The sequence below is a fragment of the Rhizobium leguminosarum bv. viciae USDA 2370 genome (assembly GCF_002008365.1).
Taxonomy (GTDB): domain Bacteria; phylum Pseudomonadota; class Alphaproteobacteria; order Rhizobiales; family Rhizobiaceae; genus Rhizobium; species Rhizobium leguminosarum.
The window spans coordinates 179,242-202,245 of sequence record NZ_MRDL01000047.1 but is presented as its reverse complement, the minus strand read 5'-3'; the positions used below and the strand labels follow the sequence as shown (position 1 = coordinate 202,245).

General features: G+C 62.4%; 25 protein-coding genes. 6 read left to right on the top strand and 19 right to left on the bottom strand.

Annotated elements, in window-relative coordinates; genetic code table 11:
* Positions 1-48: 48 nt before the first annotated feature.
* Together BS629_RS25020 and BS629_RS25015 are read right to left on the bottom strand one after the other, a co-directional pair.
* Positions 49-1,644: a Do family serine endopeptidase gene (locus BS629_RS25020; protein ID WP_018241314.1), complete on the bottom strand. Its 1,596-nt coding sequence runs from the start codon at positions 1,642-1,644 to the stop codon at positions 49-51.
* 338 nt (positions 1,645-1,982) lie between these two features.
* On the bottom strand, positions 1,983-2,459 hold the full coding sequence (locus BS629_RS25015) for a MarR family winged helix-turn-helix transcriptional regulator (RefSeq protein WP_063824127.1): 477 nt from the start codon (positions 2,457-2,459) through the stop codon (positions 1,983-1,985).
* 58 nt (positions 2,460-2,517) lie between these two features.
* Here BS629_RS25015 and BS629_RS25010 point away from each other — a divergent pair, with 58 nt between their 5' ends.
* Positions 2,518-2,937: a cupin domain-containing protein gene (locus BS629_RS25010; protein WP_018241312.1), complete on the top strand. Its 420-nt coding sequence runs from the start codon at positions 2,518-2,520 to the stop codon at positions 2,935-2,937.
* A gap of 90 nt (positions 2,938-3,027) precedes the next feature.
* On the opposite strand, the gene BS629_RS25005 is transcribed toward BS629_RS25010, so the two are convergent.
* From BS629_RS25005 to BS629_RS24970, 8 genes are all read right to left on the bottom strand, one after another.
* Positions 3,028-3,483 carry a cytochrome c-type biogenesis protein gene (locus tag BS629_RS25005; RefSeq protein WP_018241311.1) on the bottom strand — a complete coding sequence of 152 codons (456 nt, stop codon included), beginning with the start codon at positions 3,481-3,483 and terminating at the stop codon, positions 3,028-3,030.
* Positions 3,480-5,477, bottom strand: coding sequence for a heme lyase CcmF/NrfE family subunit (locus BS629_RS25000; protein WP_018241310.1), 1,998 nt, complete (start codon positions 5,475-5,477; stop codon positions 3,480-3,482). The genes BS629_RS25005 and BS629_RS25000 overlap by 4 nt, the downstream gene beginning before the upstream one ends.
* A complete protein-coding gene (gene ccmE / locus BS629_RS24995; protein ID WP_018241309.1) occupies positions 5,474-5,971 on the bottom strand; it encodes a cytochrome c maturation protein CcmE in 498 nt (165 codons plus the stop codon). Before ccmE ends, BS629_RS25000 begins: the two co-directional genes overlap by 4 nt.
* Positions 5,968-7,113 (bottom strand): c-type cytochrome biogenesis protein CcmI, encoded by a 1,146-nt coding sequence (gene ccmI, locus BS629_RS24990; RefSeq protein ID WP_425338006.1) that lies wholly within the window; start codon positions 7,111-7,113, stop codon positions 5,968-5,970. Before ccmI ends, ccmE begins: the two co-directional genes overlap by 4 nt.
* A gap of 181 nt (positions 7,114-7,294) precedes the next feature.
* Positions 7,295-7,717, bottom strand: a complete 423-nt coding sequence (locus tag BS629_RS24985; protein WP_018241307.1) for a lipA protein — start codon at positions 7,715-7,717, stop codon at positions 7,295-7,297.
* 118 nt (positions 7,718-7,835) lie between these two features.
* Positions 7,836-9,239 (bottom strand): sensor histidine kinase, encoded by a 1,404-nt coding sequence (locus tag BS629_RS24980; RefSeq protein WP_003546769.1) that lies wholly within the window; start codon positions 9,237-9,239, stop codon positions 7,836-7,838.
* The gene (locus tag BS629_RS24975) at positions 9,229-9,900 is read right to left on the bottom strand and encodes a response regulator transcription factor (protein ID WP_018241306.1); all 672 of its coding nucleotides are present in this window, start codon (positions 9,898-9,900) and stop codon (positions 9,229-9,231) included. The genes BS629_RS24980 and BS629_RS24975 overlap by 11 nt, the downstream gene beginning before the upstream one ends.
* Positions 9,901-9,955: 55 nt before the next feature.
* Positions 9,956-10,204, bottom strand: a complete 249-nt coding sequence (locus BS629_RS24970; RefSeq protein ID WP_018241305.1) for a hypothetical protein — start codon at positions 10,202-10,204, stop codon at positions 9,956-9,958.
* 374 nt (positions 10,205-10,578) lie between these two features.
* On the opposite strand from BS629_RS24970, the gene BS629_RS24965 reads away from it, so the two are divergent.
* Positions 10,579-11,802, top strand: coding sequence for an MFS transporter (locus BS629_RS24965; RefSeq protein ID WP_026188327.1), 1,224 nt, complete (start codon positions 10,579-10,581; stop codon positions 11,800-11,802).
* Positions 11,803-12,084: 282 nt separating this feature from the next.
* Here the strand turns inward: BS629_RS24965 and BS629_RS24960 are convergent, their stop codons facing one another.
* Positions 12,085-12,390 (bottom strand): Dabb family protein, encoded by a 306-nt coding sequence (locus BS629_RS24960; RefSeq protein WP_003546748.1) that lies wholly within the window; start codon positions 12,388-12,390, stop codon positions 12,085-12,087.
* A 20-nt stretch (positions 12,391-12,410) separates the two neighbouring features.
* On the bottom strand, positions 12,411-13,097 hold the full coding sequence (locus tag BS629_RS24955; protein ID WP_018241304.1) for a hypothetical protein: 687 nt from the start codon (positions 13,095-13,097) through the stop codon (positions 12,411-12,413).
* Positions 13,098-13,228: 131 nt separating this feature from the next.
* On the opposite strand from BS629_RS24955, the gene BS629_RS40250 reads away from it, so the two are divergent.
* Positions 13,229-13,360: a hypothetical protein gene (locus BS629_RS40250; protein ID WP_018241303.1), complete on the top strand. Its 132-nt coding sequence runs from the start codon at positions 13,229-13,231 to the stop codon at positions 13,358-13,360.
* A gap of 124 nt (positions 13,361-13,484) precedes the next feature.
* Here the strand turns inward: BS629_RS40250 and BS629_RS24950 are convergent, their stop codons facing one another.
* The 4 genes from BS629_RS24950 to BS629_RS24935 form a co-directional block, all read right to left on the bottom strand.
* On the bottom strand, positions 13,485-14,045 hold the full coding sequence (locus BS629_RS24950; RefSeq protein ID WP_018241302.1) for a TetR/AcrR family transcriptional regulator: 561 nt from the start codon (positions 14,043-14,045) through the stop codon (positions 13,485-13,487).
* A 22-nt stretch (positions 14,046-14,067) separates the two neighbouring features.
* Positions 14,068-14,529 carry a nuclear transport factor 2 family protein gene (locus BS629_RS24945; RefSeq protein ID WP_018241301.1) on the bottom strand — a complete coding sequence of 154 codons (462 nt, stop codon included), beginning with the start codon at positions 14,527-14,529 and terminating at the stop codon, positions 14,068-14,070.
* 107 nt (positions 14,530-14,636) lie between these two features.
* On the bottom strand, positions 14,637-15,590 hold the full coding sequence (locus BS629_RS24940; RefSeq protein WP_018241300.1) for a pyridoxamine 5'-phosphate oxidase family protein: 954 nt from the start codon (positions 15,588-15,590) through the stop codon (positions 14,637-14,639).
* 60 nt (positions 15,591-15,650) lie between these two features.
* Positions 15,651-16,262, bottom strand: coding sequence for a glutathione S-transferase family protein (locus BS629_RS24935; protein ID WP_018241299.1), 612 nt, complete (start codon positions 16,260-16,262; stop codon positions 15,651-15,653).
* 143 nt (positions 16,263-16,405) lie between these two features.
* On the opposite strand from BS629_RS24935, the gene BS629_RS24930 reads away from it, so the two are divergent.
* Positions 16,406-17,305, top strand: coding sequence for a LysR family transcriptional regulator (locus BS629_RS24930; RefSeq protein WP_018241298.1), 900 nt, complete (start codon positions 16,406-16,408; stop codon positions 17,303-17,305).
* Positions 17,306-17,405: 100 nt separating this feature from the next.
* On the opposite strand, the gene BS629_RS24925 is transcribed toward BS629_RS24930, so the two are convergent.
* Together BS629_RS24925 and BS629_RS24920 are read right to left on the bottom strand one after the other, a co-directional pair.
* On the bottom strand, positions 17,406-17,774 hold the full coding sequence (locus BS629_RS24925; protein WP_026188326.1) for a DUF983 domain-containing protein: 369 nt from the start codon (positions 17,772-17,774) through the stop codon (positions 17,406-17,408).
* A gap of 314 nt (positions 17,775-18,088) precedes the next feature.
* Positions 18,089-19,492 (bottom strand): aminotransferase-like domain-containing protein, encoded by a 1,404-nt coding sequence (locus BS629_RS24920; RefSeq protein WP_026188325.1) that lies wholly within the window; start codon positions 19,490-19,492, stop codon positions 18,089-18,091.
* A 387-nt stretch (positions 19,493-19,879) separates the two neighbouring features.
* Between BS629_RS24920 and BS629_RS24915 the strand changes: the two genes are divergently transcribed.
* A complete protein-coding gene (locus BS629_RS24915) occupies positions 19,880-20,785 on the top strand; it encodes a S1C family serine protease (protein ID WP_018241295.1) in 906 nt (301 codons plus the stop codon).
* A 72-nt stretch (positions 20,786-20,857) separates the two neighbouring features.
* On the opposite strand, the gene BS629_RS24910 is transcribed toward BS629_RS24915, so the two are convergent.
* The gene (locus BS629_RS24910; protein ID WP_018241294.1) at positions 20,858-21,859 is read right to left on the bottom strand and encodes a LacI family DNA-binding transcriptional regulator; all 1,002 of its coding nucleotides are present in this window, start codon (positions 21,857-21,859) and stop codon (positions 20,858-20,860) included.
* 203 nt (positions 21,860-22,062) lie between these two features.
* Between BS629_RS24910 and BS629_RS24905 the strand changes: the two genes are divergently transcribed.
* A complete protein-coding gene (locus tag BS629_RS24905; protein WP_018241293.1) occupies positions 22,063-22,977 on the top strand; it encodes a sugar phosphate isomerase/epimerase family protein in 915 nt (304 codons plus the stop codon).
* Positions 22,978-23,004: the final 27 nt, after the last annotated feature.

Sequence of the window (23,004 nt, the reverse complement as noted above, 5' to 3'; positions counted from 1 at the left end):
ATCGAGCCGCGCGGACTTTCGTCCGCACGGCTCCCGTTGTCTTGAGGATCAGCCCTGGCCGTTGATCGGAAGCGCGACGAAACGGCTTCCTTCGTTGGACTGGATCTGGAAGAGCGCGCGGGTGCGACCGTCCTTCTTGGCCTGGTTCAACACCTTGACGACCTCGTCGGGGCTGGAGACCTCCTGGTTGTTGACCGAAGTGATCTTTTCGCCTTCCTTGATGCCCTTGTCGGCGGCGTCGGAGTCCGGGTCGATGGCGGTGATCGCCAGGCCCTTGCCGTCATCGGACGGACCGACCGTCAGGCCGAGATCGGCAAGCGCCTTCTCGGAAGCCGGCGCCTCGGGCTGCTGCGGCTGGCTGTTGTCATCGGCGGACGCATCCTTCTGGTCGACCGGCAGCGTGCCGAGTTCGACGGTGAGAGGCTGGGCCTTGCCAGCACGCCAGACCGAAAGCTCGACCTTGCTGCCCGGCTGCATCGCGCCGATGCGGCGGCTGAGATCACGGGCATCCTTGATCGTCTCACCATTCAGCGCGGTGACGACGTCGCCAGCCTTCATGCCGGCCTTGTCACCCGGTGAACCGGCCTGCGGGGCGACGACGAGGGCGCCGCTCGGCTCGGAAAGGCCGATGGATTCGGCGATGTCCTTGGTCACCGGCTGGATCTGGACACCCAGCCAGCCGCGCGAGACCTGGCCGTCCTTCATCAGATCGGCGACGACATCCTTGGCGGTCGAGGCAGGAATGGCGAAGGCGATGCCGACGCTGCCGCCCGACGGCGAGAAGATCGCAGTGTTGATGCCGACGACCTCACCGCTGAGGTTGAAGGTCGGACCGCCGGAGTTGCCGCGGTTCACGGCGGCATCCACCTGCAGATAATCGTCATAAGGTCCGGAGCCGATATCGCGACCGCGAGCCGAGACGATGCCGGCTGTGACCGTGCCGCCGAGGCCGAAGGGATTGCCGACGGCAACGACCCAGTCGCCGACGCGGACATTGTTGTCGTCGGCCCAGTTGACGTAGGTGAACTTCTTGCCCTTGCCGTCAACCTTCAGCACGGCGAGATCGGTGCGCGGATCCTTGCCGATCAGCTTGGCATCGAGTTCGGTGCCGTCATTCATGACCGCGACGAAGGCCTGACCATCGGAAACGACGTGATTGTTGGTGACGATGTAGCCGTCCTCGGAGATGAAGAAGCCGGAGCCTTGGGCCACGGGGCGGAGGCGGCCCTTGCCGCCCGGACCATTCGGACCACCATTCGGTCCGTTCTGGCCGAAGCGCCTGGGATGGCCCTGCTGATCATTCGGATCCTGACCGAACTGCTTGAAGAACCGCTTCAACGGATGATCGTCGGGAAGGTCGTCGAAGCCGCGGCCGTTGAAATCGAAGGAGAAGCCGTCATTGTTGTTGTCGGAGACGGGATTGACGCGATTTTCGACCCGGACGGAAACGACAGCCGGTGAAACGGCGTCGACGACATTGGCGAAGCTCGGAACGGCGGGCGCCTGAACTTTGACAGCTTCAGCATAAGACCGGGTAATTTCGAGCGGAACGCCGGTTGCGAGCACAGCGGCTGCGATACCGGCGACGGTAGAAGCCTTGAGCACAGTGGCGAGGGACGGACGTCCGTTGAAATTCTTGAGCATTGGAGCACCTTCTCTTGTTCTTAGTTCTCAGAGCCGGCGATGCCGGATCAGTCGATGAGTAAAGATATAGGACGCCGCACCTTACTGCGAACTGTCCGGCCAATGAAAAGTTGGTAATGTTTGCAATGTTTGGCAAACGGCCGAACGTATATGGGCCTTCACCCGCGGCGGCTCCGGCTCAGGTAGACTGCGCTACACGCGCTCCTTTGCGGAAGCGGCCTTCAATTCCCGTGGACTTCGGTCGGCTAATATTTATGCTTTCAGGCCGGCTCACCTTCAGAGGTACGGTTCTCGAACCATTCTGAGACAGTCCTTACCACCGTCGCAAAGTTGAGTTTTCAGCGGTTTGTCGGTTCTTGTGCTTTGGTCGACAGCTGCTTCAGCACATCCACGAAGTCATCGAAGCGCTCCTTTCCAACCTCTGTGGACCATTGCTCATGCAACTGCCGAAGACATCCGAAAATGGCTGCGACTACTTCATGTCCCCGTGGCGTCAGATAGACCAGTCGGCGATCGCTGCCGTCGGCTGCACGACGCTCGACATAGCCCAGGTCTTCAAGCTGGCTGAGCAGATAGTTCACAGCTTGGCGCGACATCCGCTTCTGACGCGCGAGCTCGGACGGTCTCATGCCATCCGGCAGCGGAAACGAGAACACGGCAAAATGCGTCTCCTGGAAGTCAACAAACCCCGCCTCGTGAATGGCTTGCAGCATACGGTCGCGCACATGCTGCCAGACAACGCGCAGCAGCGCGCCGAAGAACGGCGGACCGGGCAATGCGTCGGGAATTGAATCCGGGGACAATGGGATTGACATATATGTAAAGTCACTTTACGTTTTGATGTAAAGTTACTTTACATTGTGGGGACCTTGGATGGAAGCGGTGCGAAACGATATTGTGCGGATCGGGCAACTCGAACTGCGTTTTCTCATCTGTGAAGTCGGCGCGACGGTGTTTGAATTCACAGTGCCATCTCGGGCGCGCGTCCCCGCTCCGCACAGTCATCGGGATGCTGACGAATTCCTCTACGGCCTTGAAGGCGCGCTCACTGTCATCGTCGACGGCCAAACGCACGAGATTCGCGCCGGCGACGCCATATTCATTCCGCGAGGGGCGGTGCACCATCACGAGAACCTGCATGATGGCGCAGCCAAGGTCTTGGCGACCATCACGCCGGGTACAATTGGACGGCGTTATTTCGAGGAAATTGCCGAGGTGGTGAACGTGCCCGGCAAACCGGACCTCGCTAAGGCCAATGAGATCATGCTCCGCCACGGACTGGTCCCGGTCTGATCAGCTCGCCCAAGCCTCGCAATTTTCCAGTTGATTGCGCATCACCCGCCGCGGTGCACAAGTCACGCTGGGGAGTTGCCGGCTGGCCGGTTATTTTTTCAGAAGCTCGCTCAGCCGTGCCTGCTCGTCCGCCGTTAGCTTGCTGCCGGTCGGCTTGCCCGCCCTCTTGCGCGCAAAGACCAGCAGTGACAGCCCGCCGGCCAGCACCAGCAGCACCGGTGCGCCCCAGAGCAGCACCGTCTTCATGCCGACACGCGGCTTCAGCAGCACGAACTCGCCATAGCGCGAGACGATATAGTTCAGCACCGCCTCGTCGCTGTCGCCATCGGTGATGCGCTCGCGCACCAGCAGGCGCAGATCCTTGGCCAGATCGGCGTTGGAATCGTCGATCGACTGGTTCTGGCAGACCATGCAGCGCAGTTCCGCTGAAAGGGCGCGGGCCCGCGCTTCGAGCGCCGGATCGGCCAGCACCTCGTCCGGATTGACGGCAAAGGCGGGGGCGGCCATCAGCAGCAAAGCAAAAGCCAGGAGGAGACGCCGCATCATTCCGCCGGCTCCATTGCGGGAGCTGCCGGCTTTGCCGGCTTCGCCTTGCGGCGCGGGGCGCCGACACGCAGGCGCCGGTCGCTGAGCGAGACGAGGCCGCCGAAGGCCATGAACACCGCGCCGCCCCAGATGCAGAGAATGAACGGCTTCCACCAGATGCGTACGACGATGCCGCCGTCCTTGGTGGCATCACCCAAAGAGACATAGAGCTGGCTCAGCCCGAAGGTCAGGATGCCGGCCTCCGTCGTCGGCATCTGCCGGGCGGTATAAAGGCGCTTGGCCGACCAGGTATCGGCAACCGCGACGCCGGCACGTCGGATGGTGAAGTGGCCACGCTCCTCGGTATAGTTCGGTCCGGTCCCCGGCTGCATGCCGTCGAAATGCAGGCTATAACCGCCGGCCTCGGTCACCTCACCCGGCTTCATCTCGATGACATGCTCGCTCTGGAACGTCGTCACCGCGACGATGCCAAGCACGGTGACGCCGAGTCCGGCATGGGCAAGGGCGGTGCCGAAGGCCGAACGCGGCAGGCCGGAAAGCCGGCGCCAGGCAAGACGGCCGGCGACCTTGCCGATGCCGGCGCGATACCAGAGATCGGCGACGGCGCCGAGGATCAGGAACAGCCCGGCGGCGAGGCCGAGCACTGACAGCACCGGCCCGCCATGTTCGATGTAGAAGAAGATTACTGCGGCAAGGAAGGCAAGACCTGCCACGACATAGAGCCGCTGCAGGGCACCGAGCAGATCGCCGCGCTTCCAGGCCAGCATCGGCCCGAAGGGGACGATGACGATCAGCGGCGCCATCAGCAGGCCGAAGGTCAGGTTGAAGAAGGGCGGCCCGACGGAAATCTTGTCGCCGGTCAGCGTTTCCAAGAGCAGCGGATAGAGCGTGCCGGTGAGCACCGTGCCGCAGGCGACCGTCAGGATCAGATTGTTGACAACGAGCGCGCCCTCGCGCGAGATCGGCGCAAACAGCCCGCCTGCCGACAGCCGCGGCGCGCGGAAAGCAAATAGCGACAGCGCCCCGCCGATGAAGATCAGCAGGATGCAGAGAATGAAAACGCCGCGGGATGGGTCGCTGGCAAAGGCATGCACCGAGGTCAACACGCCGGAGCGCACCAGGAAGGTGCCCATCAGCGACAGCGAAAAGGTGAGGATGGCCAGCAGCACCGTCCAGATCTTCAGCGCCTCGCGCTTTTCCATGACGAGGGCAGAATGCAACAGTGCGGTACCGGCGAGCCATGGCATGAAGGAGGCGTTTTCCACCGGGTCCCAGAACCACCAGCCGCCCCAGCCGAGCTCGTAATAGGCCCAGTAAGAGCCCATGGCGATGCCAAGCGTCAGAAAGGTCCAGGCGGCAAGCGTCCAGGGCCGCACCCAGCGGGCCCAGGCGGCGTCGATCCGCCCTTCCAGCAGGGCCGCGACCGCAAAGGAGAAACAGACGGAGAAGCCGACATAGCCGAGATAGAGCAGCGGCGGGTGGATCGCCAGACCGACATCCTGAAGGACCGGGTTGAGATCGCGGCCCTCGGCCGGCGCCGGATCGAGCCGGAGGAAGGGATTGGAGGTCAACAGAATGAACAGCGTGAAGGCGACCGATATCCAGGCCTGCACGGAAAGTACATTGGCCTTCAGCGTCTCCGGCAGATTGCGGCCGAAGACGGCGACCAGGGCGCTGAACAGCGTCAGGATCAACAGCCAGAGCATCATCGACCCTTCGTGATTGCCCCAGACGCCGGAATATTTGTAGAGCAGCGGCACCAGAGAATGCGAATTCTCCCAGACGTTCTCGACCGAGAAATCCGAGACGACATGGGCATAGGTCAGCACGCCGAAGGAGAAGGCCACCAGCGAGAACATCGCCAGCGAGCCGATCGTCGCCACATCCATCATCGCCCGGTCGTGACGACGGGCTCCGATTACCGGCACGATGGAGAGGATGAGCGCCGTTGCCAGCGCCAGCACCAGCGCGTAATGGCCGATCTCGATGATCATGGCGTCGCCTTCACTTCCTGTCCTTGAGCTTGCTTCCCCTGAGCTTCCTGGCCTTGACCTTCCTTCCACAACCCCTGGGATTTGAGCCTGTCGGCGACGTCCTTTGGCATATAGGTCTCGTCATGCTTGGCAAGCACGGTGTCGGCGACGAAGACGTTCGTTCCAGCGGCAAACATGCCTTCGGTGACGACGCCCTGGCCCTCGCGGAAGAGATCGGGAAGGATGCCGGTATATTTGACCTTCACGGCATTGGTGCTGCCGTCGGTGACCGCAAATTCCACCGTCGAACCGGTGCCGCGCACGACACTGCCCTCGCCGACCAGACCGCCGAGCCGGATGCGGGTTTCCGGCGCCACCGGCGTCTTGGCGAGATCGGCCGGCATGTAGAAATAGGCGACCGACTGGCTGAAGGCGAACATCACCAGCAGCACGGCGGTGAGGATGAAGCCCATGCCGCCCGCAATCACCGCCAGGCGCTTCTGCTTGCGCGTCATTGCGTCGCTCCCTCCGTGGCTATGCCGAGTTCCCTGGCAAGCGCCAGCAATTGCCTGCCCTCTTCGCCAGGCAGCGGAAAGGCCGCAAGTCCGCGCTTCAGGGCGCCGGCGGCGCGATCCTTGTCGTTCAATACGGCGTAAGAGCGGACGAGCCGCACCCATCCCTCGAAATTGTTCGGATCCTCGCTGAGCTTGGCGTCGAGGCTCTCGACCATGCCGCGGATCATCTGCTGCCGGTCGCCGGCACTCATGTTCTCGGCCGCCGCCACATCTTGCTGCGTCGGATTGCCGGGAGCGCCTGGTGCAGCCGGATTGGCGCCTGCCGGCGCGCCGCCGTTCATGGCGATATGCTGGTTGACCAGCGGCAGCCACGGCGCATCTGATGGCGATTGTTTCGCCAGCGCTTCGAAGGCCTGGCGCGCCTCATCGGGCTGTCCCGCCTGCTCCATGCTGAGGGCGATGTAGAAGCGGGCACGCGGATTGTCAGGCTGCAGCGTCAGCGATTGTTCCAGCACTTGCCGTGCCTCCTCGGTCACCACGCCGTCGGAGACCGCCATCAGCGTCTCGGCAAGGCCATCGAGCCGGACCGGGCTCGGCCCGAGAAGCCGGATGGCATTGCGGTAGGCCACTTGCGCATCGTTGACGCGCATCGTGCGGAAATAGATCGGCGCCAGCACATCCCAGCCCTTGCCGTCATCAGGTTTCTCAGCCAGGTGCCGTTCCGCCTTGGTGATCAGCACCGCCACGTCGTTGCCAGGGTTTTCCAGCCGCGCTTCCAGCGGCTGCGAGGGCAGGTCCGGCCTGCCCGTCGTCAAATAAAGACAGAGCCCGAGAACCGGCAGGACCAGGAGGACGAAGGCCTCGGTGAAACGGTGATGCCGTGCGGGTTTCGGCGTCTCAGCCGGCTCGTCGGCAGAGACGGCGATCAGCCGCCGGCCGATTTCCGCTCTGGCGTAATCAGCCTCCTCCGGGGTGATCAGCCCGCCGTCGAGATCGCGGTCGAGTTCGCGCAACTGGTCGCGATAGACAGCCGCCTCGCCCGCACGGATATTATCCGCCGCCTTCGCTCCGCGCAGAAGGGGGTAGAGCAGGATGACGGCGAGGGCTGCCGTCAAAGCGGCAACGAGAATCCAGAACAGCATGTCGCCCAAATACGTGAAGCGCGCCATCATTCCAACTGCCAAAGCCGGAATGACGAAGATTTGAGGCTAGCGCATAACCCCGAGAATCGGAATCGATTTCGCAAAGGATTATGCGCCATTTAAAGTGATAGAGCGTCCTTGGCGCGTCCTGTCGGACGCGCGGCGCTCTATTGGCCGCAATTCAGAGCGGCGACCAGCTGCCGTCGTCGTTGCGGCAGGCAGCGCCGCGCGCCACCGTGTCCTTGCCGTCGACGGTCAGCGTGTGGGTATATTGCCGGCAGTTCTGCGAGCCGACCTGATAGGGTGCCGCCGCGACGACCTTGCCGGTGACGTCCTTGCCGGTCCAGAGCACCGGCTGGCCGACGGCGGCTCCTTCCAGCGCCCGATATTCCGCCTCGAGCGCCCGCTGCTTGTCGCTGTCGGTCAAGCTCACGCCGCTGCGGCCGACAATGCCGCCCTGCAGCGCGGTGATGAAGGCGGCCGATGCCGAGGGTTTGCTCGAAAAAATCCCGCGCGAAGCGGCACTCTTCGTCGTCGTGCAGCCGGATAGCGCGACGGCGAGGAGAAGAGCGGAAACGATCATGCCTTGCGAGCGTAAAATCATTGCGTCGAACCACGATCAGGGGTCAATTTCAGCCGATCGAAGTGCAGCGTCCCCGTGTCAGCATTAAGGCAAAGCATGCTATACATTTGCCAGTATCTTTGTGACATCAAGCAGTTGCTCATGCAACATCCTTTGTGACGCCAGGCAGGATAAGCTTCGCCTTCAGCCCGCCCCATTCACCGCGGGAAAGCTCGAGCCGTCCCTGGTATTCGTTGGAAATCTCGGTGACGATCGAAAGGCCGAGCCCGGTTCCGGGCTTGCTTTCGTCGAGCCTGCGGCCGCGCTTCAGCGCCTCGCGGATCTGGTCCGGCTCCAGGCCAGGCCCATCATCCTCGACGGCGAGCTCCACCCAATGGCGGCGCGCGCTCGCCTCCACCCCCTTCACGTCCTCGCCGGCCTCGACGGCCGAAAGCCGCACCCTGCTCTTGGCAAAACGCGCCGCATTTTCCAGGAGATTGCCGACGGTCTCCTCGAGATCCTGCTGCTCCATGGCAACGGCCAGATGCGGCGGCGAGACGACGAGATCGAATTCGGTATCGACGTTCAGACGGCGCATGACGCGCACCAGCCGCTCCAGCGCCGGCTCTGCATCGGTGCGGGCGAGCACGGATTCGCGCTGCGCGGCGATGCGCGCCCGATTGAGATAGGACTGCACCTGCCCCTGCATCGCTTCCGCCTGGCTGCGCACCAGCTCACCATGGGATTTCTCCAGGACCCGCGCCTCGTTGAGGAGCACGGCGATCGGCGTCTTCAGCGAATGCGCGAGATTGCCGACCTGCATGCGGGCGCGCTCGACGATACGGCGGTTGCTGTCGATCAGCGCATTCACCTCGTTGGCGAGCGGCAGGATTTCGCGCGGGAAGTCGCCCTTCAGCTGCTCGCTCTCGCCGGCGCGGATGCGCTCCAGCGCGGCACGCGCCTTGTCGAGCGGCTTCAGGCCGTAGAGAATCGCCAGCGCGTTGACGATCAGACTGCCGACGCCGAAACCGGCGAGCGCCAGATAGAGGCTGTGGGAAAAGGTGCGCACGTCGTCCTCGACGACATCGACATTACCGGTGACGCGGACGCGCGCTGCACGCCCGTCGGTATCGAGCACCACTTCGGTCTCGGCCACCTGCACGCGGTTCCCGGAGGCGTCCGTCACCTGATAGTAGCGCTCGTAATTCTTGTCGAAGGGCGCCTCGACGACCGAGGGAACCGGAATGAGCGCCGAGCCGAGCGAAGGCGAGACCAGCGGAGCGGTCGTATAGGTGCCGAGCGGCTCCACCACCCAATACCAGCCGGTCTTCGGCTGGGCAAAACGCAGGTCGCCGAGCTGCGGGCTGCCGCTGAGTGCGCCCTGATCGCCGATCGTCACCGAATTGATGACGTTATAGAGCTGCGCCCGCAACAGATCCTGGAAACCGCGTTCGGCGCTCTTGCGGTAGAGGGTGGAGATCAACAGACCGATCACCACCAGCGCCACTGTCGACCAGACCGTGGTCAGCAACAAAACACGTGCGGTGAGCGACTTAATTCGCATGTTTCGGCGCTTGGATGCGGTAACCGAGACCGCGCACCGTTTCGATCAGGTCGACGCCCATTTTCTTGCGCAGGCGGCCGACGAAGACTTCGATCGTATTGGAATCACGGTCGAAATCCTGGTCGTACATATGCTCGACCAGTTCCGTGCGCGAGACGACCTCGCCCATGTGATGCATGAGATAGGCGAGCAGGCGATATTCGTGCGAGGTCAGCTTCAGCGTCGTGCCGTTGACCGTCGCCTTCGAGGACTTGGTATCGAGCCGCACCGGCCCGCAGATGATCTCAGATGAGGAATGCCCGGCTGCACGCCGGATCAGCGCCCGAATGCGCGCCAGCACTTCCTCGACATGGAAGGGCTTGGTGACGTAGTCGTCGGCACCGGCATCGATGCCGGCGACCTTGTCGCTCCATCGGTCGCGCGCCGTGAGAATCAGCACCGGCACGCCGCGGCCGGCGCCGCGCCATTTTTCAAGAACGGTGACCCCGTCCATCTCCGGCAGGCCGATATCGAGGATGATGGCGTCATAGGGTTCGGTGTCGCCGAGGAAATGGCCTTCCTCGCCGTCGAACGCCTGGTCGACGACATATCCCGCCTCCTTCAGCGTGTCGGCCAGCTGCCGGTTCAGATTAACGTCGTCTTCGACTACCAGGATGCGCATCGGTCCGCCTTCGTCCGCTTCAAATCGATCAATGTCCTGAATAAGCCGATTCCGCTTACATCGGAACCTTTACCGTCACTTTGCGTGGGCGCTGGCCGTTGCCCTGCACAAGAACGGTGATGATGCAGGTATCGCCCACCGGTTGCACGGACAGCAGCTGGCCGCCCGTCTGCTCAACGACCTGGGCTGCGGCGGCGCTGCAATCGCCTCCCACACGCAGGACAAAACTGCCCGTGGCGTCCGGTGAGGGCGCCGATACCACCAGTCCGGCGGCCAATGCTGCGACGCTCAGAGGAAAGGCCATGTGTTATGCTTTCAAGGTAATGCCAACTTGCCTCGAATATGTACTCACGCGACCTGAATGGCAAATGAATGCGCTGTAATGCAGGGTGTTTAGAACTGTTCTCGACTCTTCGGGACAGCCTGTTTCAGCGCCTGGAAATCGCCGCCGCGGCAAGGTCCGGCGGCGCCGTTGCGTCCAAGAACGATAGCCTCCAAACTTGGGATCCACGCATTCTTCGTCAGCCCCGTAAAGGCGGTGAGTTGACGGGACCGACTCCACAGCCGTCATTTGCGAATCGGCCGCGCCGTTCCGATTCCTGCCGACCGCAGCTTTCACGGGCCGGTTGAAACTGTTATGTCCTTGCTGCCCCCGCATTTCAGACCGTTTCAGCACCAATGCCAAAATCCTCCCGCTTCCGCTCGGCGCAGACGGTCACCGTCCTTGCCGTTACCCAGCTGATCGGCTGGGGCACGACTTTCGACATGCTCGGGGTCATGGGCCGCGTCGTGGCGCCGGATCTCGGCCTGCCGAACGAGGTGGTATTTGCCGGCCTGACGATCATGATGGTGGTCAGCGCCATTGTCGGTCCGGCGACCGGCCGCTGGCTCGGCCGCTATGGTGCTGCTCGGGTACTTTCGGCCGCCTCGCTGACCTTTGCGCTTGGCCTGCTTGTGCTTGCCGCCGCAAACGGCATCGTGCTCTATGCCAGCGCCTGGGTCATCATCGGCATCGGCGGCGCATTTGGCCTCTCGGCACCGGCCTATACCGCCGTCGTTGAGCGCGAAGGGGCGAACGGAAAACGCGTCATCGCCATCCTGATGCTGTTCACCGGACTTTCGAGCGCCATCTTCTGGCCGATCCTCAGCCTGCTCAACGAGGCGGTCGGCTGGCGCCTCACCTTCCTGGTCTGCGCGGCGCTGCAATTCCTCGTCTGCCTGCCGCTGCATCTTTTCGCCCTGCCGAAGCCGCTCGCAACGCATATCGAAGGCAGCGCGGCCGAAATCGCCCCGGTGCCGCTGTCGAAGGCCGAGCAACGCAAAGCCTTCCTGCTGATTGCCGCGGCGACGACGATCTCGACTTTCATCACCTTCGGCATCTCCCCATCGCTGCTCGAAATCCTCCGCCAGTGCGGCGCCTCGCCAGCCCTAGCGCTGCAGCTCGGCTCGGCACGCGGCGTCCTTGGCATCTCGGCACGTTTCCTCGACATGCTGCTCGGCCGGCGCGGCAATCCCATGCTCAGCGCGGCCATGGGCATCAGCCTGATGATGATCAGTTTCCTGATAATGCTGGTCGCCAGCCCGTCGACACCGCTGCTCGTCACCTTCATCCTGCTCTACGGCTTTGGCGCCGGTGTCATGACTGTCGCCCGCGCGCTGCTGCCGCTGGCGCTGTTCTCACCGCGCGAATTCGGACTGCAATCGGCCAGGCTGTCGCTACCGCAAAATCTCGCCAACGCCATCGCCCCGGTCATCTTCACCGCCATCCTCGACCGCGCCGGCACCGGCCCGGCGCTCGCCGCCTGCGCCGTTCTCGCAGCCTTGTCGCTGGCCTTCGTGCTGATGCTGATGGCGCTGGTGCGCGGCGCCCATGCATCGCAGCCGAGCCCGGTCGCTCCGTGACGGCCTGCACCCAAAAGTCAGCCATTCTTAATCTGTCTTGATTATCATCTGCGCAGAAACGAGAGCACTTTCCGTCCACACATCGCGGCCATTGCGGCGACCTGATGACGAACGGACGCCCGCTTTTCCCGAGTCTTTTGAATCGCTTGCCGCCGCTTTTTCGAAAGTTGAATCCGGTGGCTCAGAAGTTGAGTCAGCTTCGCGACGAACCGAATCCGGACAATCATTCATCCATTTGAAATTTAAACGGAATGCGGCTCGGCAGCCGGATGCCTGCAGGCGTCAGAGCGGCCGCGTCACCGCCGTGCGACTGTCGTAGTCGGCGGCGATGCGCTTTTCGCGGAGCGGCCGCACGCGGTCGATCGAGAGCTGATAATCGGGATGCGCCTTATAGGCGGCAAGGGCCGCTTCATCGTCGAATTCGCCATAGACTACAAGATCGATCTCGGTGCCCAGCTGATCGGTCTTCACATTGGTGCCGATTTCCAGCAGCCGCGCATGCGGAATGCCGGTCAGTATAGAAAGCCCGGCCCTCACCTCCTGCAGATGTTCCTCCTGCACGGTGAAAAAGACGATATGGCGGATCACGCGGAAGCTCCTGTCAGATTTCAGAGTCTCAGCCGGGCGATAACACGCGAGCCCCAGGCCTTCAACCGCGCGCGCATGCGATGCGCAGCATCGGGACGTATCGCCGCATCGAAGGCCATGGCATAGCTTGCCAGCTTTTCCGCCCGGTCGGTGCCATTGACGATGCGGCGGGCATTCACCCAATCCGCGGTCGTCGCGTTCAGATGATCGGCGAGCTTGTGGCCGGTAAAACTGCCCTGCAGCATACCTTCGATCAGGATCGTCACCGCCGCATCCATCTCCATCGCCCGGTCGGGATCGGCAACGAGGTCGATCCCGGTCAGCACGCTCATCGCCTCATAGTTCCGCTTATGGGTGAGCTGCACCAGGCCGCGGCCGAGCCAGCTGCAGCCATCCTCGTCCGGCCGCCAGTAGGGTGTCTTCACCCAGGAGAGCCTGCCTGCCGCGAAGGCCGTCTCCAGGATCTCGACCGCGCGCGCATCGCTTTCCGCCAGCGTCTCCCGCACCGGCTGCATCGTGTAGGCGGTCTCATGGTAAGCGGTTGCGAGGATATAGGCGAGCCACCGCCGGTCGGCCCCAGCAAACCGCTCTTCCCAGGCGTCGAGAATCGCCGTGATGCCCACTACCTGAGGCTGAGTCAGGTTTCCTTTGAAGAGCTGGTGCCGTACCGTATCGAAAAAGAATGTCCGGTCCATGTGGACAACCATTCCGCGCTTCCCTCGAATATCATGGTTAAAACCGTCTTAATCGATTAAATTCGATTTAATCGTTTAAAGTGTTTAAACCACTGATTTACTTCACTGCCCCGAAGCCTTACTACGAACAGAGGAGACTTCCGATGCAGACGCCGGCCAATACCCAAACCACCATTCCCCAGCATGTCGTCGACCAGATGGAAAACGAATGGCGCCAGATTCGCCCTGAACGGGAAAATACGCGCCCGGCCCAGCAGCCTCAACAACAACGCTGAAATATACGCAAAGCGGTACCAATGTAAGCTCGAGCGCCGCCCAGCGCCCGATCAATGCCCCGGCCAGTCGATCGTGGCCGGGTGAATTTTCACAGAGCAGTAGACGTCCCAGCGGTTTGCCCCCTCATCGCATCACAGCATCAAGCCGTTTTGCCAGCGTGTCCAACGATCGGGTGAAAACCATCTTATCGTCCAGCGCACGCGACAGCACCAGCGCTCCCTGAATACCGGAGACGCTCTCCTCGGCGAGCATTTGCGCCTGCTCCTCAGTACAGCCTGCCCGCATCAGCGCCGAACGCAAGGCTTCGATCCAGCGGCTGAAATAGTCGCCGATCGCTGCCGAAAACCGCTCGCGGGTCTCGTCAAGCGCAAAGGCACCGACCAGGCAGATGCGGCGGCCGGAGCGGAAGTAGTCGTTTATATTCGTCCACATCGCCGCGATCGCCTCACGGGCATCCCCATTTCTCAACGGCTGATAGATCGCATGTTCGAACCATGCATCGACATCGGCGAGCACCGAGCTTGCCATCTCCTCCTTACCGCCGGGAAAGAAGTGGTAGAGGCTGCCCTTGCCGATGCCGGTGCGTTCGGTGATGCGGCTGAGCGACGTGCCTTCATAGCCGAGCTCGCGGAAGATTTCGGCGAGCAGCGGGACGATGTCGGCGCGTTCGTAGACGGTTTTCACCCGCGAACTTCCCTTGGCTTGATCAGAGACGGAGTTCGGTCAGACCGGGATGGTCATCCGGCCGCCGGCCGAGCGGCCAGTGGTACTTGCGCTCCGATTCCCGGATCGGCAGGTCGTTGATGCAGGCGAAGCGGCGCTGCATCAAGCCGGCGGCGTCGAATTCCCAGTTCTCGTTGCCATAGGAGCGGAACCAGTTGCCGCTGTCATCATGCCATTCATAGGCGAAGCGCACGGCAATGCGATTGTCGGTGAAGGCCCAGATCTCCTTGATCAACCGGTAATCCAGCTCCTTGGCCCATTTGCGGGTGAGGAAAGCGACGATTTCGGCGCGGCCGGTGATGAATTCGGCGCGATTCCGCCAGCGGCTGTCCGGCGTATAGACGAGCGAGACGCGCTCGGGATCGCGGCTGTTCCAGCCATCCTCGGCAAGGCGGACTTTCTGGGTGGCGGTTTCGAGGGTGAAGGGCGGGACAAGGCTGGACATGATCACTCCTGTACTGAACGGTTATCACTGTACTGATTGGTACAATTATTGGCAAGCCGCTTCGAAGCGATGTTCGCCCGGGATCGAGAGGCAGCCAAGGGGCACCCTCACCCGCGGGAACGGCGCAGCAGATCCACGCTCTCCTTCCGCCACCGCAGCGGCAGAGCATCCGGGCGAAGCACGATCTTTTCCGGCGTGAAACGCCATAGCCGTTCTGCTCCCTGAAAGGTGGCGATATCGGGGGAATCCAGCAGCACTTCGGCATTTCCCGTCATCTGCAGCATATCGCCGGTTTCGAAATCGACGAAGACCAACCCTGCCTTCGAATTGACGAGGATATTGCCAAGCGTGTTGAAGAACCGATTGCCGGCAAAATCGGGAATGGTCAGCACGCCGTCGGCGCCGACACGCACGAAGCCGGCATTGCCGCCGCGATGGGACACGTCCACCTGCCGCTCGCCATTGGCGCGGTCGACATAGGAAGCGACGAAAAACGTATCGGCGCCCTCGACCATCCCTAGCGCCCGATCGTCGAGTTGACCGGAATGAAGCGGCTGCGTCGCCGTCGGCATATCGGGATCGCGGACAAAGGCGGCAGAGCGAGGCTGGATATATTGCGGGCAATTGCCGAAGCTCTGGCCGACGCGAACGTCAAAACCTTTAGCGTCCGTCCTGCGGATCACGCCGTTCAGGCGGTTACGCCGCCGGGTCTCGAGCTGGATGCCAAGCATGGCGATCGCGTCGCCATGCTCCATGCCGGCATCGGCAGGATCGGCCGGGTCGCGCGGCAGGCCGACCTCAAGGATCTCCGGCTCAGGCGAGGCCATGAAGCCCGGTCGCTCAGCCCTTACCGTTGCCCAGACATCACCCTTGGCATCGACGGCGCCGAGCACAACGAAAGGCAGCATCGGAAAAAAGGCGCGGTGCTGTTCCGGCATGGCCTTGCGGACGAAATTCCGTCCCGGCCCGTCCATGCGTTCGACGACACCGACGCTGCGCTGGATGGCGAGTTCACCCTCATGCCAGGGTGACGGCGCGTCCTGTTCTGTCTGCTCCAGCATCTCGATCTCCTTGCAGGTATCGTTGGGGAAAGCGGGACGGTAATCCGTCCCGGCGGTTTCTCATGCGGCAAGGCCGATTTTCGTCCTGCGAAAACCGACGAAGCCCGGCAGCGCCTCGATACGCGCAAGCCAGGCGCGCACCGCCTGATAGGCCGAGGTGTCGACATTGCCCTCCGGCGCATTGGCGATGTAGCTGTAGAGTGCAATATCGGCGATCGTCGCATTGTCGCCGAGCAGAAAGCGGCGAGCGCCCAGTTCCGCCTCGACCAGTGCGAGAATGCGGTGCGCCCGGGCGATCACCTCGTCGGTGCGAAAATCGGCGCCGAAGACGGTAACCAGGCGAGCAGCACAGGGTCCGTAGGCGATCTCGCCCGCGGCAACCGAGAGCCATTTCTGTATCCGGGCCGCTGCCACCGCTTCTTCCGGCAGCCAGTCGGTGCGGCCGTATTTGCGCGCGAGATAGACGAGGATGGCAGAGGAATCGGCAATGACCGTGCCATTGTCGTCGAGCACCGGCACCTGGCCAAAGGGATTGAGCTTCAGAAAGTCCGGCGCCTTGTGAGCGCCGGCTGCCAGGTCGACCTCGACCAGTTCATAGGGCACGCCAAGCAGCGACAGGAACAGATGAGCCCGGTGTGCATGACCGGAGAGCGGGTGATGGTAGAGTTTCATGATGGTTCCTCTGGTCTTTCGATCGACGGGACGCGGTTGGCGATGGCCGCTTCGAACCATCTGCGGCGTAATTTACTGCCTTCCACCAGACTGCAGTAGAATGCTAATCTGGAAGGCATGTTACCAATTCATGGAAGGATAGAATGGACCGTCTCGACGCCATGACCGTGCTTCTTGCCGTTGTCGAACAGGGCAGCCTCTCGGCCGCCTCACGGCATCTGCGATCCCCGCTCGCAACCGTCAGCCGCAAGGTTTCGGAACTGGAAGCACATCTCAACGCCCAACTGCTGCAACGGAGCAACCGGAAGATCACGCTGACGGAGGCCGGCCGCTCCTATGTCGAGGCGGCGCGGGAAATTCTCGATCGGGTGGAAGAGGCGGAACGGACGGCGGCCGGCGAATATAGTGCGCCAAAGGGCGAACTGACGATGACCGCGCCGATCGTCTTCGGTCGGCTGCATGTCTTACCTGTCGTGGTGGATTTCCTGAAAGCCTATCCCGATATCAATCTGCGGCTGATGCTTGGCGACCGACTGTCGAACCTCGTCGAGGATCATATCGACGTGGCGCTTAGGATCGGCAACCTGCCGGACAGCAACCTGATCGCCACAAGGCTCGGCGCGATCCGCCGCACGGTCTATGCCAGCCCCGATTATCTCAAGCGGAACGCCCTCCCTCGGCATCCAGGCGATCTCGCCGCGCATGACTGCGTCACCTTCGAGGGCATGGCCTCGATGCTCAGCTGGACATTCACCGAGGGGAAACGCGATCTCACAGTACCGATCCGCTCGCGGCTTGCCGTCAACACCGCCGAGGCGGCGGTAGACGCAGCTGTTGCCGGCCTCGGCATCACCCGCGTGCTCTCCTACCAGGCCGCACACGCCGAGAGCGCCGACCTGCTGGTGCCGCTGCTTGCCGATTTTGAACCACCGCCGGCGCCGGTGCATCTCGTCTATCCCGCGCAGGGACTGGTGCCGCTGAAGCTGCGGGCGCTGCTCGATTTCGCAACGCCGCGCCTGCGCGGGACGCTCAACAGGCCCTAAAGCGCGTCGCGATCTTTCAGATTCGCCCCTCGCGCTTTTGGTCTTTGTTTTGACGCATATCGTTATCGCGAAACCGCTGCACAGGTTTGCGCGACATGCTTTAGGCGAGCTTGCCCTCTTCCGCCTTGTAGAAATACTGGCTGGCGACCAGCCAGCCCTTCAGCGGCCGCAGCGGCGGAACGCAGGTGGCGAGCATGAAGGGGCCGGTGACCAGAAGCTGCACCCAGATCGGCGCCGAAAAGGCCACCTCCAGCCAGACGCCGAGCAGCACGCTCGGTATGCAGGCGAAGCAGATGACGAAGAAGGCCGGACCGTCGGCAGGATCGGCGAAGGAATAGTCGAGGCCGCAGACCTCGCATTCCGGCTGCAGTGTCAGGAAGCCCTTGAACATATGACCCTGGCCGCAGCGCGGGCAGCGCCCCCTGATGCCGGTCTGTATCGGAGGAAGTGGGGGATATTCCGTATCCATGACGATCTCGCTTTCCTGTGCCGCGGACATTGATGCACTCAATGTCTTAAATGAATGCATGCAATATAATTACATTGGAAAGAAATTACCAGTCAATTCGCCAGAATGCCGCAGAACTCCCGGCGCAGGCCGGCAGCAAAGCTGACTGCAGATTTCTGAAGCAGCATTTGGGGCTGCAGCCAGGCTTGGCAGGGCAGTTCAAACGTGAACGTGACGGATATGCTTCGCCATCCCCGGACAGCTTAGGGTGCGGCCGATCTGATTCCCGACTGCTTCCGGATTTCGTCAGTGCCAGCCCGTGGCGGAATTCTGCGTCAGAAGAACGACGCCGCCATTTCCGGTGGGCCTTCCAGCGCATGGGCCATGAATTCCAGTGCGCCCTGCAGTTTCTCCCGGGTGATCGGTCCGCCAAGGCAGACGCGTACGGCCTCGGGTGCGACGCCCTCGACCGTGAAGGCATCGCTTGCGACGACGCCGATGCCGGAAGAACGAGTATGGCTGCCGAAGGTGGAGCGGGTCCAGCCGTTGGAGAGCGGCAGCCAGATGTTGAAGCTGATCGGATCGGCGCGGTAGCTGCCGGCCGGCAGGATGGCAGCAACCATTTGCTGGCGGGCGGCCGCCTCAGCACGGATGAAACGCAGGATCGTATCGGCGGTGCCGTCCTCGATCCAGCGGGTGGCGAGCGCCACGGTCAATGGCGAGGCCATGACATTGTTGGCGCGCATGGCGCTGACGAAAGGCCACACGGCCTTGCTGTCCGGCGCCACGACATAGGCAAGGCGCAGACCCGCGCCGATGCATTTCGCCAGCCCGCCGATATGCCAGGTCAGATCGGGCGCCATGGCGGCGAGCGGCGCCGGGCCTTGCTGTGGAATAAAGCCGTAGGCATCGTCTTCGACGATCGGCACGTGATATTTGCGGGCAACGGCGCAGATCTCCTCGCGGCGCCGGGCCGGGATGGTCAGCGTCGTCGGGTTCTGCAGCGTCGGATTGAGATAGAGCGCTTTCGGTTTCAATCTCTCACAGGCGTCTGCAAAGGCGTCCGGCAGGATACCGTCCTCGTCCATCGGCAGGCCGGTCAGATTGAGCCGCAGTTGGGCGGCGATCGAGCGCATACCGGGATAGGTGATGACTTCCGAAAGCACGGTCTCGCCTGGTTTTGCCAGTAGGCCGAAGATCGCCAGCAGGGCCGGATGGGCGCCTGGTGTGACGAAGATCCGCTCCTGCGAGGGCACCAGTCCGCGACGGCTGAGCCAGGAGGCTGCGGCCTCCTTGTCCATGCTGGAGCCGCCGAAACCCTGGTAGCGCAGCAGCGGAATGAGGCTCGCCACCACTGCCGACATGCCCTCGCGCATGCGGGCGATCAGTTCCGGATCATCCGGTTCCGGCGGCATGTTCATCGAGAAATCGACGACGGAGGCGCGGCGGGGATCGGGCGCGGCGTCGGGTGCGAAGCCCTGGCGCTCCTTGTCCGCACCACCGGTGACGAAGGTGCCGCGGCCGACATGCGAATCCACAAGCCCGCGCTTCTGCGCCTCGACATAGCCTCTCGCCACCGTCGTGAAATCGACATTCAGCCGCTTGGCGAGTTCACGTTGCGGCGGCAGCCGGTCCCCAACCACCAGGTGCCCGCTGCGCAGATCCATTTCGATCACATCGGCGATCGCCATATAACGGGGGCTGCTGCTGCGGCTGAGATCGGGATGCCAGTCTTTCATGTCGTGATCCGTGTCAGTCTGATTCCTGATAGGATTGACCGTATATTGTTGCACAGTGCCACTGTCATCAAAAAATATCATACCCACAAGTTTGAAGAGGATGGTCGACGGAATGACGCAGCGTTGCGCTGCGTGAGATTTTACGAAAATCGCAGATTCCAAGCGATTTGATCGCGGATTGAATGCGTTGCGCATTCCCCTACGGAATTGGCGATTCCCCGCACCGATAGCCGCTTGGATCTTTCCACGTTTCCAGCGCATCATCAAATGCGGTGGCGGAAATTCCCTGCGCCACAGCCTTGCCTCCGCCCATCCATCTTCTTACTTATTCAGGGTGGAATGCGCCGGATTTCGGCCTTTCGCGCCGGCGCCCATCGGGATGAAAGTATGAATATCGATCCGATTTTGCGGTCAGTCGTGGCCGTCCGTTCCTCCATTCCGGAAGATGCCTTCACGGCGGAGACGCTCGGCACTGTCCGGGAAGGCAGCGGCGTGGTTATTCGCGACAACGGGCTGGTGCTGACCATCGGTTATCTCATCACCGAGGCCGAAGAGGTCTGGCTGACGACCCATGACGGGCGCGTGGTTCCCGCGCATGCGCTTGCCTATGATCAGGAAAGCGGCTTCGGCCTGGTCCAGGCGCTCGGGGCCCTGAATGCCCCGGCGGTGGATCTCGGTGACGCGGCGACAGCCAAGCCCGGCGATCCCGTCGTGCTTGCCGATGGCATCGGAGAATTCGTCGAGGCAAATATCGTCGCCCGGCAGGAATTCGCCGGCTATTGGGAATATCTGCTGGACGAGGCGATTTTCACGGCACCGGCCCATCCCTCATGGGGCGGTGCGGCGCTGATCGGTTCGGACGGCAAGCTTCTCGGCATCGGTTCGCTTCGGCTGCAGATGAGCGATGGCGACGAGGTTGCCGATATCAACATGGTCGTGCCGATAGACCTTTTGCCGCCAATCCTTGACGATCTCTTGAACCGCGGCCAGGTCAACAAGCCGCCGCGGCCTTGGCTCGGCGCCTTCTCTGCCGAGAGCAATGGCGGCGTGGTGGTCATGAGCGTGGCCGAAGGCGGTCCGGCCGCCCAGGCGGGCCTGCGTCAGGGCGATATCATTTCGGAGATCCGCGACGAAGAGGTCGATGGCCTAGCCGATTTCTACCGCAAGCTCTGGAGCAGCGGCCCGGCCGGCGCCGAAATCCCCATGCGGATTCTCAGGAACGGCCGGGAAGCCTGGCTCCGCATCAAATCCGCCGACCGCAACAGCTTTCTCAGAAAGCCGCAGCTGCAGTAAGGCTGCGCCCAGTGTCGTGAGAAAGCCGCTAGCGCTCATTCGAGCGGATTGTCCGGGCATCCTTATCTCGCCTCAGAGATTTTCCGACGTGATCGTCAGGAAGCGCACCGGCTCGGCGCTGACCTCCACCTCGATGAGACCGAGCCTGTTCAGCGCAAGGTCTATCGATCGCCTTGCCTGCACCTCCGGCGCCTGATCGAGGACGATCGACATGATGCCGTGGCGCAGGTAGTGCTGCGTCTGCTCCGTCAATTCGTGACCGACCCAGAACGGCCGCCTAGCCTTGTTTGCCTCGAGCACCCTGGCAACACCCTTGTTGTCGCCGCCGGCACTATAGACGCCGATGATGCCGGGCTCCCGCAGAAGGGCCGCTTGCAGCAGTTCCATGGCATTGTGCTCATCATCAAGGTCGAACATGACCTCGATGAAACGATGTTCGTTTGAACCATTCTCCGAGAGATAGCTGGAGAAGCCACGGATCCGCTCCTTATGGTTCTCATAGGCGCCGCTGTGGCAGAGTGCGACGAACGAACCGGGGCGCTGCGCCAGCATGCCCGACATGTAGTAAGCCGCGGTGCGTCCGGCAGCATAATTGTCGATGCCGACATAGGGCAGTTCGGGGGCCGGACGGGTCATGATCTGAACGACGGGGATACCGAGACCGGCCGCCTTCCGCACGCTGGTGACGACATCGGCATGGTCGGGCGCAACCACGATCAGCGCCGACCGGCGTGCCGTCGGGTTGGCGATGTAGCGGGCGAATTGCGCCGGCTCGTTCTCGCGGACGAAGGTGCGGTGAACGGTGATGCTGTCGTCGAGCGAGGCGGCGATGCGCTCGAACGCCCGGTTCAAACGCGAATAGAAGCTGGTCTCCGGGCGAACCAGGATCACTTCTATCCGGATCAGGCCGCGATGGACGACCGGCAGGCTTTGCCGGTATTCAAGCCGTCTTGCCGCCAGGAAGACTTTCTCCACCGTCTCTGGCCGCACGCCGCCGCGGTCGTTGAGAACGCGCTCGACGGTCGCGGTGCCAACGCCGGCTTGCCGTGCGACATCCTTCAAAGTCACCTTCATCAGGTCTCACTCACTCCCAAAGCTGACACAGAGAGCATCGGCATGCTCTGGGGTCAATGATCAAATTTGATCAAGGAAGCATTGGAGTATCGGGGCGCCGCAGCAGTATCGTGCCAGCAATCCGGGAGGAGCACCGGACGGTCCAAAACGAGATCAAGGATCATCCGCCGGCGCGAAGCGGCCGGGGATGACGGAGGAGCCAGATGAAGATCGCACTCGACCCGCATATGCACCGTCACCTCAACCTGCGCGACCTCTGCCGCAAGGCGGCGGAGCTTGGCTATGAGCATATCGAGCTTTCACCGCGCGACGATTTTCTGCCCTGGTGGGTGCGCCCGCGGGCACACAAGGAACGCATTACGGAATTCAAGGCGGCCCTGAAGGATCACGGCGTCCAGCTCGCCTCGATCCTGCCGATGTATCGCTGGGCGAGCCCGCATGAGGACGAGCGGCAGGCCGCAGTACGCTACTGGAAGGAAGCAATCGCGATCGCCGCCGAAATGGGCTGCGATACGATGAACTCGGAATTCGGCCGCGGCCCGTCGCCGGATCGCAGCCACCGCGCCAGCTGCTGCGGCGGCATGCATACCCACGAGCACAGCGAGGCTGCCTGGTGGCGCTCGATAGAAGAGCTCGTTCCGGTGTTCGAGCGCGAGGGCGTCACGCTCAACATGGAACCGCATCCGGAAGACTGGTGCGAAACGCTGCATCCGGCGATCGACATGCTGAAGACCATCGGCTCGAAGAACGTCAAATTCCTCTACTGCGCGCCGCATACCTTCTATTTCGGTGACGATATGGCGCGAATGATCCGCGATGCCGGCCCGCTGATCGCCCATGTGCATGTGGCCGATACCTATAATCACAAGGCGTCATCCGGGCTGCGCTACATCATCAATCCACCGGGCGCGAAGGTCACCATCCATCAGCACATGGATATGTACCAGGGCGAGATCAATTGGGATGTCTTCTTCTCCTCGCTCGCCGCAGTCGGGTTCGACGGCATCATCACCGCCTGCGTCTTCGGCTGGGAGGAGCGCGCCGACGATTCCGGGCGCTTCATGCGCTCCGAAATTCAAAAATATGTCGACAAATACTGGCCCGGGAAACTTGGCTGATCGCCAACATCCGCCCCGGCACCCACT

Bases quoted from the DNA above. Each gene is read 5' to 3' on its own strand.
- BS629_RS25020 (WP_018241314.1), bottom strand. From the start codon at position 1,644: ATGCTCAAGAATTTCAACGGACGTCCGTCCCTCGCCACTGTGCTCAAG.
- BS629_RS25015 (WP_063824127.1), bottom strand. From the start codon at position 2,459: ATGTCAATCCCATTGTCCCCGGATTCAATTCCCGACGCATTGCCCGGT.
- BS629_RS25010 (WP_018241312.1), top strand. From the start codon at position 2,518: ATGGAAGCGGTGCGAAACGATATTGTGCGGATCGGGCAACTCGAACTG.
- BS629_RS25005 (WP_018241311.1), bottom strand. From the start codon at position 3,483: ATGATGCGGCGTCTCCTCCTGGCTTTTGCTTTGCTGCTGATGGCCGCC.
- BS629_RS25000 (WP_018241310.1), bottom strand. From the start codon at position 5,477: ATGATCATCGAGATCGGCCATTACGCGCTGGTGCTGGCGCTGGCAACG.
- ccmE (WP_018241309.1), bottom strand. From the start codon at position 5,971: ATGACGCGCAAGCAGAAGCGCCTGGCGGTGATTGCGGGCGGCATGGGC.
- ccmI (WP_425338006.1), bottom strand. From the start codon at position 7,113: ATGCTGTTCTGGATTCTCGTTGCCGCTTTGACGGCAGCCCTCGCCGTC.
- BS629_RS24985 (WP_018241307.1), bottom strand. From the start codon at position 7,717: ATGATTTTACGCTCGCAAGGCATGATCGTTTCCGCTCTTCTCCTCGCC.
- BS629_RS24980 (WP_003546769.1), bottom strand. From the start codon at position 9,239: ATGCGAATTAAGTCGCTCACCGCACGTGTTTTGTTGCTGACCACGGTC.
- BS629_RS24975 (WP_018241306.1), bottom strand. From the start codon at position 9,900: ATGCGCATCCTGGTAGTCGAAGACGACGTTAATCTGAACCGGCAGCTG.
- BS629_RS24970 (WP_018241305.1), bottom strand. From the start codon at position 10,204: ATGGCCTTTCCTCTGAGCGTCGCAGCATTGGCCGCCGGACTGGTGGTA.
- BS629_RS24965 (WP_026188327.1), top strand. From the start codon at position 10,579: ATGCCAAAATCCTCCCGCTTCCGCTCGGCGCAGACGGTCACCGTCCTT.
- BS629_RS24955 (WP_018241304.1), bottom strand. From the start codon at position 13,097: ATGGTTGTCCACATGGACCGGACATTCTTTTTCGATACGGTACGGCAC.
- BS629_RS40250 (WP_018241303.1), top strand. From the start codon at position 13,229: ATGCAGACGCCGGCCAATACCCAAACCACCATTCCCCAGCATGTCGTC.
- BS629_RS24945 (WP_018241301.1), bottom strand. From the start codon at position 14,529: ATGTCCAGCCTTGTCCCGCCCTTCACCCTCGAAACCGCCACCCAGAAA.
- BS629_RS24940 (WP_018241300.1), bottom strand. From the start codon at position 15,590: ATGCTGGAGCAGACAGAACAGGACGCGCCGTCACCCTGGCATGAGGGT.
- BS629_RS24935 (WP_018241299.1), bottom strand. From the start codon at position 16,262: ATGAAACTCTACCATCACCCGCTCTCCGGTCATGCACACCGGGCTCAT.
- BS629_RS24930 (WP_018241298.1), top strand. From the start codon at position 16,406: ATGGACCGTCTCGACGCCATGACCGTGCTTCTTGCCGTTGTCGAACAG.
- BS629_RS24925 (WP_026188326.1), bottom strand. From the start codon at position 17,774: ATGGATACGGAATATCCCCCACTTCCTCCGATACAGACCGGCATCAGG.
- BS629_RS24920 (WP_026188325.1), bottom strand. From the start codon at position 19,492: ATGAAAGACTGGCATCCCGATCTCAGCCGCAGCAGCAGCCCCCGTTAT.
- BS629_RS24915 (WP_018241295.1), top strand. From the start codon at position 19,880: ATGAATATCGATCCGATTTTGCGGTCAGTCGTGGCCGTCCGTTCCTCC.
- BS629_RS24910 (WP_018241294.1), bottom strand. From the start codon at position 21,859: ATGAAGGTGACTTTGAAGGATGTCGCACGGCAAGCCGGCGTTGGCACC.
- BS629_RS24905 (WP_018241293.1), top strand. From the start codon at position 22,063: ATGAAGATCGCACTCGACCCGCATATGCACCGTCACCTCAACCTGCGC.